Consider the following 13,299-nt stretch of genomic DNA (forward strand, 5'->3'; position numbering starts at 1 on the left):
TGAAGGGTCGATAAAAAGGGCGGTGGATGGATCATATCCTAGTAACTTTATCGGGATTTTATGATAAAATAAAGAAAGTATCGAAATGAAAGGAGTCCTGGCATGAGTAAAATCTATGTACTTCATGAAAACGACGAATGGACCGGCCACTTGACGGAACGGCTGGAAGAATTGGATCTTCCCTACGAGTTATGGCATCTGGATCAAGGGACGCTTGATCTGACAAGCGAGCCTCCGGAAGGCATTTTTTATAACAGGATCAGCGCATCGTCTCATACGAGAAATCACCGTTTTGCACCGGAATATACAGAGGCTGTCCTTGCTTGGCTGGAACGCCACGGCCGGACGGTAATCAATGGCAGCCGCGCGCTTCGTCTTGAGGTAAGTAAAGTGAATCAGTACATGGCCTTGAATCAGGCAGGTATTCAAACACCGAAAACCATCACAGCCGTGGGCAGATACAACATTCTTGAAGCGGCCCGCAAGCTTGATCAATCCTCTTTCATCACAAAGCATAACCGTGCCGGAAAAGGTCAGGGGGTTCAATTGTTTCATTCGACTGAAGCTCTGAGAGAATATATCGACGGCCCGTCCTTTGAGGAACCGGTCGATGGAATAACGCTGATTCAACAGTATATCAAGGCTCCCGAACCTTACATCGTCCGCCATGAATTTGTCGGTGGGAAGTTTGTCTACGGGGTGAAAGTGGATACATCAGAAGGATTTGAGTTATGTCCGGCTGATGCCTGCACAATCGAAGACATTTACTGCCCGACAGATCAACAAGCGGAAGCACCGAAAGCAAAGTTTGAAATTCTGGAAAATTATCGTCCGGAAATTGTCGATCATTATGAGGCATTTTTAAAGGAGAACAACGTTCAGGTTGCAGGAATCGAAGCGATCCAGGATGCGGAAGGGAATCTTTTCACTTACGACGTTAACACAAACACGAATTACAACTCGGATGCCGAGGCTGCGTCCGGCATTTACGGCATGCTTGAGCTTGCCCGTTATCTTGGCGGCCTGCTTGAGAAATCGTATGTATAAACAAAGAGATCGATCACACCTTGTGATCGATCTCTTTTTAATGTCGTTTGCTCAGCCACAAGACTCCTGACTTGGCAAGACGAGGGAGGACACCGGTCATAGGCTTTTGGAGCATATTGCCGAATCCGTCGTTTTTTCCAAGCGAGCCGAGGGATCCCTTCAGTTTGACGTCGCCGGGACGTTCCGGTACGCGGTCCTGGAGAACGGCACGAAGGACATCTGCAACTTTTTCGCCTTGCTGGCCGGCCAGCTGTGCACTTGGAGAGTACTCGGAAGACGCACAGTCTCCTACAACATAGACATTTTGATGAGAGGGTACCTGGTAGAAATCATTAATGATGACTTTTTCCTGATCATCTTTTTCAAAAGGAAGCTCTCGTACGAGGAAATTCGGACGTACACCAGCGGTCCATACTGTGACATCATTGATATAACAAAGGCCGTTGTTGCAGACCCCATCCTTCTCGACGTACTCCACATTGGCATGATGGATAACCTCGACACCATTGTCATTGAACCACTTTTCTACATATTCCTGAATCTTTGAATCAAAAGCTTTCAATACAGAAGAGCCCCGGTCAAGCAGGCGGATGTTCAAATCCGGCCGGCTTTCACGTACCTCAGAAGCGACTTCAATGCCACTCAGCCCGGCACCTACAACGGTAATTTTGCCGTATGCTCCGAGGTTATTGATGGAATAGCCGGCACTACGGGCTTTGGAGAACGTCTGGACACTTTCTGTAAATTGCTGCGCCCCTTCGATGCCGTGATAGTTATCCTCACAACCCAGTCCGATAAGGAGATAATCATAAGGAACAGGCTCAAGGCCGCCTTTCACCCGGACGTGCCCGGATTCAACATCAATGTTTTCAATTTCATCAAAAACGTAATCCACCTGCTCATGCTCAGGAAAGTCTACACGGGCATGACGGTCGGATTCCGTGCCTGCAGCAATGGTATAAAATTCTGTCTTCAATGAATGGTATGGGTTCCGGTCGATCACGGTGATGTGTACATCATCCCTTACGCCGTCAAGCAGCCCGTGAAGAGCGTTCATGCCGCCGTATCCCCCACCTAAAATGACAACTTTTTTCACTTTTGTTCCACCACCTTCACAAATTCAAGTCCCCTGCGTTCCCTTCTCGTAAACGTTTTCTATCATTTGTTACAATCATTAGCGTATCAAAAAAATCGTCGAAAAACTATATGAATGGCGCATTTATTCCTGGGTGTGGCAGAATATGGATGTCTTTTCTGATGAAGGAAGACATAGTAGAATGAAGCTAATTCAGAAAAAGAGAGGGTCAGATGATGAAGCAGGTATACAGCAGGGTGGTACAATTTCGAGGCTCCCATTACGATTATGGATATTTTCAGGGGAAACAGCTGAAAAATTCGATGACGATAAAAAACCGGGAAAAACAGTGGAAGGTACGTATCCCGCGTTTTACAGTAGAAGAATCAGAAGTGAAGGAGGCGATTACCCGCTTTGCTCCGGGCATTTGGGATGAACTGCTGGGCCTCAGGGATGCCCTGGGGTGGCCGATGGAACGGGTGATGATGGAATTCGGCGGCTACCGGGTCGACTATAAACGAAGCGGTTGCTCCATCATGACGGGTAACGGGTATTTTATCCGTAATTATGATTATATGCCGAAAACGTATGAAGGGCGTTACGCCTTGTTTCAACCGGAAGATCAGGGATACAGCACAATCGGACCGACGCAGAGAATTACCGGTCGTATGGATGGGATGAATGAAAAGGGACTCGTTCTCGGCTATAACTTTATGCACCGGAAGAGGCCGGGAGATGGGTTTATCTGCTGTATGATTGGAAGAATCATCCTCGAATCCTGTGCGGATGTAGAGGAAGCTGTGGCGATGCTGAAAGAAATCCCCCATCGTCATTCGTTCAGCTACACGGTATTTGATCCGAGCGGACGTACGTATGTTGTGGAAGCTTCTCCGCGTGGAACGGCTGTAAGAGAAGCGGATGTGTGTACCAACCATTTTGAAATCATGGTAGAGGAAAACCGGAACCATCTGGTGGATTCCAAACGGCGGATGGAGGCTGTTCAGGCCGGACGTGAACAGCTTTCCGGGGCTTACGAAGCTTTCCGTCTGATGAATGATACAGACGGCGGTGTATTTTCGGATCTCTATGACCAATGGGCTGGTACGATTCATACAGCTGGCTACCTCCCGAAAGAAGGAAAGGCATGGTTTGCTTTAGGCGGAGATCAGGAGCCGGTGGAATTGGACTTTCATCAGTGGCTTGCAGGGAAGGATGAAGCACGGACGATGATTTATGGAGAAGTGGACACAGAACTGCCTTTTGTCCACATGGAAGACGGGGCTTACTAGAATGGAAGAAAACGGAGATAGGGGGAGCGCAATGACGGAACGTGTGGTTGTATCGTGGAGTGGCGGGAAAGATTCTGCTTTTGCTTTATACCTGATGCTGAATGATCCTGCCTATACTGTAAAAGGGTTGATCTCAACCGTGTCTGCAGAAAGGAAGAGGCTTCCGGTCCACGAAGTGAAAACGGAATGGATAAGGAGCCAGGCTGAGGCTCTGCAGCTGCCCTTATACGAGGTGGAACTTCCGGAAGAGGCCTCCAATGAGCAGTACGAGCAGGCGTTGGGACGACAAGCGGAGCAGCTGAGGAAGGAAGATGTCTCCGCTGTCGTCTACGCCGATCTTTTGCTTGAGGATATCAAAGATTACCGCCTGCAGCTCTTGGATAGGATAGGGATGGAAGGAATATTTCCTTTGTGGAAACAGCCGGCAAAAGAAACAGCAGAGACGTTGATCCAGCTTGGCTTTAAAAGCATCGTCACGACCGTGGATACCGACGTGCTGCCTGAAGAGTATGCAGGAAGGACGTTCAACATGGATTTTCTGAATGCTCTTCCTGAAGGGGTGGATCTGTGCGGGGAACATGGGGAATTCCATACCTTTGTCTATGATGGCCCCTGTTTCATCCACCCGCTGCCCGTCACCTCTGGACTTCGTTTTACCTCTTTAGGTGGAAGATTTGCTCATGTAGAATTAGAGGAGCCCGGCAAATAAGTATGGTAAGATAAGTAGTCGAGAAAAGATTCACTGGAGGTAATTATGGAAGACATTTTACAGTTGAAAGATAAGAACATCGTCGTGATGGGTGTAGCCAATAAGCGGAGCCTTGCCTGGGGCGTAGCGAGGTCCCTCTACAAGGCAGGAGCGAATGTCATTTTTACATATAGAAAAGACCGCAGCTATACGAAACTGCAGAAGCTTCTTGAAGAAGAAGGCGTCGAGGCGGGAGCTGTTGTTCAGTGTGATGTAAACAATGACGAAAGCATCCAGGAGGCCTTTACGACAATCGGAGAGCAGGCAGGTGTGATCCACGGGGTCTGTCACTCCATTGCCTTTGCCCATGCGGAAGACTTGAAAGGCGACTTTATTGAAACGTCCCGGGACGGCTTTGCCTTCGCTCATGATACGAGTGCTTACTCCCTCATAGCGGTAGCCAAAGCGGCGCGGCCGTATATGACAGAAGGCGGTTCATTGATGGCTATGAGCTATCTCGGTGCGGAGCGCCTGGTGAAAGGATACAACGTCATGGGGGTAGCAAAAGCCTCCCTTGAAGCGGCTGTCCGTTACCTCGCTGAAGATATGGGACAGCAGCAGGTCCGTGTGAATGCGATTTCTGCGGGAGCTGTCCGTACGCTCGCTGCAAAGGGTGTACCAAGCTTCAATGAAATTCTCAGCAAGATCGAAGAAACGTCTCCGCTTAGAAAAAATGTGACACAGGAAGAGGTCGGCGATATGACGCTGGCTATGATGAGTCACCTATCCCGGGGGGTAACCGGCGAAATCGTGTATGTGGATTCTGGATATAATATTTTAGGTTGAACAAAAAGCTCCCTTATTCAGGGAGCTTCAGCTTGTAGAGAAACCTCTGTTTCTTTACAAGCTTTTTTCTTTCTTGCCGCCAGGAGCGAAAGCCCCTTCCCTTTCCGCGGACGAGCGCCCGAGCTTCCTCGCAACACCCACGCTCGGCGATCTCGGACCACTCGTTCTTCCGCAGGAGTGGAAGGGGCACCGCTCCTTGGGAGTTCTTTAACATCGAAAATGACTCTCCTCCACCCAGCTCATCCTTGCTGGATGGAGGAGAGTCTTGTTCATATTCCGGCAGGCATCCGTGATCAGCGCCTGTTCTTTCCCTTTTTCTTTTCCACGCAGGCGGCCATAACGCAGCCCATGCCGTTCTTTTGAATCTGCATACACGAGGAGCGTTTGGTGGTGATGCCCGCGGCATTCATCCACCAAAAAGCGGAATGTGACCCTTGGCACGACAAATGGACAACTCTAACTGGTTAACACAGACTTTTTCTACAGCCAAAAGCTCCCTTATTCAGGGAGCTTTTTTAATGGTTAGGAAACGTTTCACGTGGAAAAATTAGGGTATGGGTAATTTAGTGAGTGAAAATCAGCACAGGACCTTATCATTAGATCGGAGGCTTTATGTATGCAGAGACAACAATCAATCATCGAAGAGTCACTGAAAGCAGTTATGGAAGATGAAGATTTTCTACCGGATCTGAAGTACCAGTCCAGAGAGCAGGCGTATAAATCACTGGTGGCCCTTCTATCCACACCGAATCACGTGCACAAATCATACTTAAGAGTTCCCATGGAGGACGGTCAGATCGTTCGTATTCCAGCCTTTCGTATCCAACACAGTGATACGGTAGGCCCATATAAAGGCGGGATCCGCTTCCATGAATCGGTCCATGAAGACGAAGTGGCCAACCTCGCTAAGCTGATGACGTTGAAAAATGCCCTTCATGAGCTGCCGTTCGGCGGAGGAAAAGGCGGCGTCGGAATCAATCCCAAAGATTACAGTGTGAAGGAACTGAATCTGATCTGCAAAAAATATGTCCAGTATTTTAACGATATTCTGGGGCCTGATAAAGACATACCAGCTCCTGACGTAGGAACGGGAGAACGGGAAATGGACTGGATGATGGGAGAGTACAAGGCGCTCCATCCGGGAGAACCCTACCGCAACAGTTTTACAGGCAAAAGCATTGTGAACGGTGGGTCACTTGGACGCCGCGAATCAACAGGGAAAGGTGTCTACTTTACGTTCCGCTATATGCTGCATGACTTCTTGAAGAACAATAAGGACTGGCTGGAAGGAACCGATAATATATTTGCCAAAACGGCGCTGAATCATGCCGATAAAGAATTGAAAATGGCTGTTCAGGGCTTTGGAAACCTTGGATCAGTAGCCGCGCTTGAATCCAGGAAATGTGATTACTTGAACAACAAAGTGGTCGCTGTCAGCGATGCAAACGTCATGTTGTACAACCGTGATGGGCTGGATATTGAAGCACTTGTGGAATTCACGAAACAGAATGATGGAGACCTTCCCACCGAAGATCAGCAGCTGGAAGAGCACGAACTCCAAGCAGAAATCAGAGACCGGGATGAACTGCTTACCATGGATGTCGACGTCCTGTTCCTTGCAGCGCTGGAAGATCAGATTCACGAAGGCAACATGAAGGATATCCAGGCAGAAATTATTGTTGAAGGCGCTAACGGACCTATTACAGAGGAAGCAGATAAGCATCTGGCGGATAAAGGGGTCTTGATCATTCCGGATATCCTCGCCAATGCCGGTGGTGTGATCGTTTCCTTCTATGAATGGGTGCAGGGAAGAGAGGCGCGTTTCATGAACGAAGACGAAGTATTTGAACGGCTGTTCGATAAAATGAAACATACGATGGATACGATTCTTCCGCAGTTTTTCGGAGATCCGTTCCCGCTCCGTCAAAACTGCTATATCCACTCCGTTATGAAATTGTCCAACATTATGTACCGCCAGGGAAAACTATACTAAAGAAAAAGTTCGTCCTACCTAGTTAGAGTTGTCCGTATGTCATGTTGAGAGGGCACGTTCCGCTTATCGGTGGATGCCTGCCGCGGGCACGTCCTCCGCTGACTTGGTCAAGAAAACCATTGGACCAAGTGGATCTTCCGCTCGCACTGTTCCCGGAGACGTCACCACCGAACGCTTCTCGTGCCGATGCCTGTGGGAAGACTGCTTTATCCTATGATAAAAAAGAACGTTGAGCATCGCTTCTTCGCTGTTTCAAAAGCACAGGACAAGCTGCGTTACTGCCGCTTTGAGAAAATCCTATATTGGTGACCGCTCCTTTGAGTCACTGGAAAAAAGGTTTCTCTACAAGCTGAAAAAACTCAGCCTTTCAAAGGCTGAGTTTTTTGTGCATTTTTCCGGAAAAGTGGGAAAGGTAAGGAGTGATGAACCTAGAAGGAGGAATTATCGTGTTAGAAGGAAAATCTGCCTTAATTACAGGATCAGGCCAAGGCATCGGTTTGGAAATTGCTACGGAATTTGCAAAAGCCGGTGCCAAAGTTATGTTAAATGACATCAACCAGGAAACATTGGACAAATCGGTCGAGGAGCTTCGATCTCAAGGCTTTACGGTCGAAGGTGTTGTCGCCAACGTAGCGAAAGAAGAAGATGTGAAGCATGCGATTGAAGAAACAGTCAGTAAATTCGGCCGTATCGATATTCTCGTCAATAATGCCGGGATTCAGCACGTGGCTCCGGTGGAGGAATTTCCATCTGAGAAGTTTGCATTGATTCTTGATATTATGCTCAAAGGCCCATTTTTCGGAATCAAGCACGCCTTTCCCCATATGAAAAAGCAAGGGTATGGACGTGTCTTGAATATGGCTTCCATCAACGGTTTAATTGGGTTTGCCGGTAAAGCAGGGTACAACAGTGCCAAGCACGGGGTTATCGGGCTGACGAAAGTGACGGCTCTGGAGGGAGCTGATGATGGCATTACCGTTAATGCGATCTGCCCAGGCTATGTGGATACGCCGCTTGTTCAGAACCAGCTGGAGGACCTGGCGAACACGCGGAACATTAAGAAAGAAAAAGCCTTGGAAGAAGTCATCTATCCACTTGTCCCTCAGAAACGTCTCCTTCAGGTCCAGGAGGTCGCTGACTACGCCATTTTCCTTGTCAGTGATAAAGCGAAAAGCATCACCGGTCAAGCTGCAGTCATTGACGGTGGGTATACCGTTCAATAAAACCATAAATAAAGGAAAACCCTGTCCTTGGTGCAGGGTTTTTTTATGACTTAGACAAAAAAGGGAGGAACTTCTCATCATGAGAAGTTCCTCCCTTTTTTCTATATGATCATTTGGAGACGTCTGAGGCAGCCGGGTTAATTGATTCCCATCATAGCCAGCAGGATGATGGCTATGGTTGCAATCATTGGAATGACCAAGCCCACTACGAATACGTCCTTGTAGGAATCCTTATGGGTCAGGCCGGTAACCGTGAATAAAGTCAGCAGTGCCCCGTTATGAGGAAGGATGGAAGCACCTGAAGCTACAGAGGTAATTCTGTGGAAGGCTTCCAGACTGAGTCCTTGATTCACTGCTATATCATAATACTCCTGACCGAGCGCTTCCAAAGCGATTCCCATACCACCAGAAGCAGAGCCGGTGATCATCGCTAACAGCTGGACAGCGAAAGCTTCTGAAAAATAAGGGCTGAGTGGAATACTGAAAATAAGCTCTTTCACTGTATCAAATCCGGGGGAAGCGGTAACCACTGTCCCGAAACCAACAGCCGCACTTGTATTAATGGTCGCCATAACCGATCCGGAGGCACCGCCGTTTATGGCTTTGATAAAGTCTTTATAATCTCTCCAGTTAAATGCCATAATCAGCAGAATTCCGATGAGCAGGGCGGTCAGGATATTCAAGTCAAATATATTCAACGTCGCTACTACTGCAATGAGGGGGATGGTGGATAAAATCCAGTTTGGAAGTTCTTCCTCGTTGACACTTTTCACCTGGTTATCCCCTTCAGGTTCTGTAAAGGTCTCATCATTTTTAGTCAGCCGGCCTTCGCGGAATTTCAAATAAAAGTATCCGCCGACAGCCATGATTAAAGCGGCGGCGATGCCCAGAATCGGTGCCGCCATCGTATTGGTCTCGAATGTATTGATCGGAATGATGTTCTGAATCTGTGGTGTACCCGGAACAGCGGTCATCGTAAATGTGAAAGCGCCGAGAACAAAGGTGGACGGGATCAGTTTTCTTGAAACATTCGCTTCTCTGAACATCGCTACAGCGAGAGGATAAACAGCGAAAACGACGACGAACAGACTGACACCGCCGTAGGTTAGAATAGCAGCCGACAGCAGCATACCAAGGATGGCCCGTTTTTTTCCAATGACACTGGAGATTTTGTGAGCGACGGACTGGGCAGCTCCTGTATCCTCCATCAGCTTTCCGAAAATCGCACCGAATAGGAAGATGGGGAAGTAGTCTTTTGCAAAATCTACGAATCCCTGCATGTACGTGTCCGTATAGGCAGGAAGGATGTCCATTCCGCTTAGAATTGCGACAAAGCCTGATACGAGCGGCGCAATCCAGATGATGGACCAGCCCAGGTAGGCGAGAAGCATGAGTAAAACAAGTCCTAAAAGGATACTAATCATGATGATTCCCTCACTTTATGTGGTTGATGTCTGTTTTACTATGTCCAATTCAGCGGATTTGATGAACCACATAAAAAAACTGCCGGCGCTTGGCCGGCAGTTTTGTTGATCAACCTGTATTACGAAGTCCTGCAGCGATTCCGCTGATCGTCAGCAGTACTTCTGTTAGAATTTCATCGTTTGGATCTTCTTCCTTGCGGAGCTCTTTAATCAACTCCACCTGCAGGAAGTTCAATGGGTCGACGTAAGGGTTCCTCAGACGGACGGATTCCTTGATCGTCGGCTGATGATTCAACAGTTCATCATCTCCTGTAATCCGGAGGAGGATTTCTTTCGTACGCTCATATTCTTCAACCACTTCATTGAAGATCCGCTTTCCGATCTTTTCATCCTGGACAAGCTCGGTATACTCACGGGCCGTTTGAATGTCGGCTTTCGTCAGGGCCATCTGCAGGTTATTGATGGTAGAACGGAAGAACGGCCAGTTTTCATACATCTGCTGCAATTGGTCAAGTTGCTCGCTGCCTTGATCGGCATAATAAGCGAGACCCGTTCCTGCGGCGTACCAGGCAGGGAGGAGCTGGCGGTTCTGTGTCCAGGCAAAGACCCATGGAATGGCGCGCAGATTTTCAAACTTGGAGCTGTCCTTACGCTTCATTGGCCGTGACCCTATATTCAGGCCGCTGATTTCCTGAAGCGGCGTGGCTTCATTGAAGTACGTAAGAAATTCAGGGTCGCCGAAGACAAGGTCCTGGTATTTTTTAAGAGACACTTCGGAAATTTCTTCGATGGCCTGTTCCCATGTGTCTTCACGGTGGTGGCCCTGCTCCGATTCCTTCGAGACATTGGCTGCGCCTTCCACAAGGGTGGAGGCTGCCTGTTCCAGGCTTCGGTAAGCAATGTCACGTAGCAGATAACGGGAAGAAAGCACTTCTCCTTGTTCGGTGATCTTCACTCCTTCACCCAGGGTTTCAGCAGGTTGTGACAGCAGGCTGCGGTTCAATGGTCCGCCCCCGCGGCCTAATGAGCCTCCGCGGCCATGGAAGAACTTGAGACCGATACCATAATCCTCGGCCATTTCACGGATTTCCTGCTGAGCCTTGTACAAACGCCAGTTGGCCGTGAGTGTTCCACCATCTTTACTGCCGTCGGAATATCCAAGCATAATTTCCTGTGAACTGCCGCGCTTTTTCAAGTGACGGCTGTATATGTCCATATCAAACACAGTTTTAAGAATCTCAGGTCCGGCAACGAGATCGTCCACGGTTTCCAGCAGCGGGGCAACATTGATGTTGCTTTCCACTGTGCCATCGGCGTGAAGTCTGTAAATACCCGCCTCTTTAGCAAGGACAAGAACTTCCAGAAGATCACTTGCGGCTTCTGTATGACTGATCAAGTAAACTTCAATGGAGCGTTTACCGAACTCCAGGTGAGCTTTACGGATCATTTGGAAAACGGTCAGCATCTGCTGGGTGGACTCTGAATAATCCTCGTTCAGCAGGGAAATCGGACGCGGGTCTTTCAATACATCCTGAAGGACGGCCAGCTTCCGCTCTTCAGAGAGAGCTGAATAGTCCTCTTCAATTCCAACCTTACGGAGCAGTTCGGTAACCGCAGCTTCATGCTCCCCGCTGTGATTACGGATGTCCAGAGTAGCGAGATGGAAGCCGAACATTTCCACCTGTCGGATCAACTTTCTCAATTTTTTGAGTTCGCCTCGGTTCGGCTGGTGGGTCTGGGCGCTTTCCTGTATAAGGAGAAGGTCTTCGTGCAGTTCGTCTGCATCTTTATAACCAATCTCAGACCGGCCTACTTGACGCAGGCGTTCAAGGATGATGGCAAACTTCCTGCGGTAGATTTCCCGGTCATCCCGCCATCTCTTTTCTTCAGAAAGAAGAGGTTCCTGCTCCTCGATCGATCGTTTCAGAGCGTCGGTCACGGTCACTTGTGTCGAAGAGTGACTGAATCGTTTCATCAGCTCCACAAGGACCTGGTCATATTTTTTCAAAGCAAGACGGCGCTGCTTCTCAAGCGTTTCCCAAGTGATTTCCGGAGTCACGTTCGGGTTTCCGTCACGATCTCCACCAATCCAGGATCCGAATTTAAGGAAATTCGGTACGTCCCAGTCTTCTCCTGGGAAATGATCTTCCAGACGATTTTCAAGCTCCTGATGAATATCAGGAAGAACATCAAACAACGTCTGGTCGAAGTAGTACAATCCATTCCGTACTTCATCCATGACGGTCGGTTTGCGCTCACGGAGTTCATCCGTCTGCCATAGAACTGTCACTTCGTTCTGGAGGCTGTCCTGAAGATTTTGGCGTTCTCCTTTTGTGAGCTGCGGGTGATCCAGCTTTTGAAGGATTGCAGCAATCCGTTTCTGGATTTCGAGCACAGTTCTCTTGGTTGCTTCCGTCGGGTGTGCGGTAATGATCAATTCAAGGGAAAGGTCGTGGAGCACATCTTGAATCAACTCTTTGGAAAAGTTGTTGTTTTTCAAATTAACCACGGCACTTTCCAATGAAAAAGGCTGTGCCCCATGATCTTCACGGAGCTGATATTCTCTTCTTCTGCGGATTCTGTGGTTCTGCTCAGCGATATTCACAAGATGGAAATAGATGGAGAATGCGCGGATGACCTGCGAGCGCATAGGAGGCTCGAGGCTCTGGATTTCTTGTTTCAGCTGTTTATAAGTATGCTGTTCAGGGTTTTGGCGTAAGTCTTTGGTCAGCTGGCGGATGGTTTCTACTTTATTTAATAACTCTTCACCGCCGTGATGGACAAGAATGTTTCCAAGCATTTGTCCAAGGGAACGGATATCTCTCCTCAAGGGAGTCGTGTGGTCGTTTGTACTGTTAAGCGTTGTCACAATTTCACCTTCCTGTCAGATCTGTAAAATGGATAGTATTGTGCTTCATAATATTATCAGAATTATTTGTATAGTCAAATGTTCAGCAGTACCCTGTGCTTTTATATGGAAGCAGCGAGGGGGAAGGAATGCTTCCGTAAAGTGTGCTGGCCATAGACATGTAAGCGCTACCTTATAATCTGAGTAAAGAACCTTCTTTTCTATTTTAATTTTTTTTGAAGCAGAAAACAAAGATATCAATGATATGGAAACATCCGCTGATTTTTCCATTCATTTTTGGTGAGGAACATTTCCAGTGTGTGCCAAGGCTGGGTCTCCGTCATTTCCTTATTTTTATCTTGTTCTTTGAATGAGAACCCCGCTTTTTCATATACCCGGAGAGCCGGGGTGTTGAAGGCGAAAACGCCTAAGGTGACGCTCTCCAGATGAAGTCGGTCGAAGGCGTAGGTTGTGATTTCACGCAGCATCCGTGCAGCAACCTTTTTTCCTCTGTGTTCGGGATTCGTTATCACACGACCGATTCTTCCTGTCTTAAGAGGTTCGATCCGGCCGATGGAAATGTGTCCGGCCGGGCTGTCTTCCAACAGAGCTGTGAACGATTGACGGTCCTCCTCATTCAAGTATTTCTCCCACTGGCTCAGGGAGAGGGGGTGCTCAAAACCGGAGCCGCTCCATTGTTTCAGCTCGTCCTTTGACCTGATCCATTGACTGATCGTTTCAAAATCTTCCATTTTTGCCTGCCTTAATTTCATAATATAACTCCTTTATAACCAATGGTCTGTTCAGATACTATTACTGATCAGAGGTTTCTGTGCTTTCCAGATGATATCCTGATTTGCTTTAAA

12 protein-coding genes are annotated in these 13,299 nt (G+C 48.1%); 7 read left to right on the plus strand and 5 right to left on the minus strand.

The window, feature by feature from the left end; all coding sequences use genetic code 11:
• The first annotated feature begins 102 nt into the window (after positions 1 to 102).
• The gene (locus ACXAD6_RS02625) at positions 103 to 1,047 is read left to right on the plus strand and encodes an ATP-grasp domain-containing protein (protein ID WP_474967518.1); all 945 of its coding nucleotides are present in this window, start codon (positions 103 to 105) and stop codon (positions 1,045 to 1,047) included.
• 37 nt (positions 1,048 to 1,084) lie between these two features.
• On the opposite strand, the gene ACXAD6_RS02630 is transcribed toward ACXAD6_RS02625, so the two are convergent.
• Positions 1,085 to 2,143, minus strand: coding sequence for an NAD(P)/FAD-dependent oxidoreductase (locus ACXAD6_RS02630; protein ID WP_474967519.1), 1,059 nt, complete (start codon positions 2,141 to 2,143; stop codon positions 1,085 to 1,087).
• A 215-nt stretch (positions 2,144 to 2,358) separates the two neighbouring features.
• Here ACXAD6_RS02630 and ACXAD6_RS02635 point away from each other — a divergent pair, with 215 nt between their 5' ends.
• The 3 genes from ACXAD6_RS02635 to fabI are packed head-to-tail and all read left to right on the plus strand — an operon-like array spanning position 2,359 to position 4,945.
• Entirely contained in the window at positions 2,359 to 3,411 is a 1,053-nt protein-coding gene (locus ACXAD6_RS02635; protein ID WP_474970349.1) for a C45 family autoproteolytic acyltransferase/hydolase, read from the plus strand.
• Between the two features lie 31 nt (positions 3,412 to 3,442).
• Positions 3,443 to 4,120, plus strand: a complete 678-nt coding sequence (locus ACXAD6_RS02640; RefSeq protein WP_474967520.1) for a Dph6-related ATP pyrophosphatase — start codon at positions 3,443 to 3,445, stop codon at positions 4,118 to 4,120.
• Positions 4,121 to 4,165: 45 nt separating this feature from the next.
• A complete protein-coding gene (gene fabI, locus ACXAD6_RS02645; protein WP_474967521.1) occupies positions 4,166 to 4,945 on the plus strand; it encodes an enoyl-ACP reductase FabI in 780 nt (259 codons plus the stop codon).
• Positions 4,946 to 5,152: 207 nt separating this feature from the next.
• Here fabI and ACXAD6_RS02650 read toward each other — a convergent pair whose 3' ends face one another.
• On the minus strand, positions 5,153 to 5,386 hold the full coding sequence (locus ACXAD6_RS02650; RefSeq protein ID WP_474967522.1) for a hypothetical protein: 234 nt from the start codon (positions 5,384 to 5,386) through the stop codon (positions 5,153 to 5,155).
• A 175-nt stretch (positions 5,387 to 5,561) separates the two neighbouring features.
• Here ACXAD6_RS02650 and ACXAD6_RS02655 point away from each other — a divergent pair, with 175 nt between their 5' ends.
• The 3 genes from ACXAD6_RS02655 (at position 5,562) to ACXAD6_RS02665 (ending at position 8,161) form a co-directional block, all read left to right on the plus strand.
• Positions 5,562 to 6,938, plus strand: a complete 1,377-nt coding sequence (locus tag ACXAD6_RS02655) for a Glu/Leu/Phe/Val family dehydrogenase (RefSeq protein WP_474967523.1) — start codon at positions 5,562 to 5,564, stop codon at positions 6,936 to 6,938.
• A gap of 41 nt (positions 6,939 to 6,979) precedes the next feature.
• Entirely contained in the window at positions 6,980 to 7,171 is a 192-nt protein-coding gene (locus tag ACXAD6_RS02660; protein ID WP_474967524.1) for a hypothetical protein, read from the plus strand.
• A gap of 189 nt (positions 7,172 to 7,360) precedes the next feature.
• On the plus strand, positions 7,361 to 8,161 hold the full coding sequence (locus tag ACXAD6_RS02665) for a 3-hydroxybutyrate dehydrogenase (RefSeq protein ID WP_474970350.1): 801 nt from the start codon (positions 7,361 to 7,363) through the stop codon (positions 8,159 to 8,161).
• Between the two features lie 137 nt (positions 8,162 to 8,298).
• On the opposite strand, the gene ACXAD6_RS02670 is transcribed toward ACXAD6_RS02665, so the two are convergent.
• The 3 genes from ACXAD6_RS02670 to ACXAD6_RS02680 form a co-directional block, all read right to left on the minus strand.
• Positions 8,299 to 9,585, minus strand: a complete 1,287-nt coding sequence (locus ACXAD6_RS02670) for a GntP family permease (RefSeq protein ID WP_474967525.1) — start codon at positions 9,583 to 9,585, stop codon at positions 8,299 to 8,301.
• Positions 9,586 to 9,694: 109 nt separating this feature from the next.
• Positions 9,695 to 12,454 (minus strand): phosphoenolpyruvate carboxylase, encoded by a 2,760-nt coding sequence (ppc, locus tag ACXAD6_RS02675; RefSeq protein WP_474967526.1) that lies wholly within the window; start codon positions 12,452 to 12,454, stop codon positions 9,695 to 9,697.
• Between the two features lie 236 nt (positions 12,455 to 12,690).
• Positions 12,691 to 13,206: a GNAT family N-acetyltransferase gene (locus ACXAD6_RS02680; RefSeq protein WP_474967527.1), complete on the minus strand. Its 516-nt coding sequence runs from the start codon at positions 13,204 to 13,206 to the stop codon at positions 12,691 to 12,693.
• Between the last annotated feature and the right edge of the window lie 93 nt (positions 13,207 to 13,299).

The organism is Halobacillus sp. ABH2_015, from assembly GCF_056158945.1.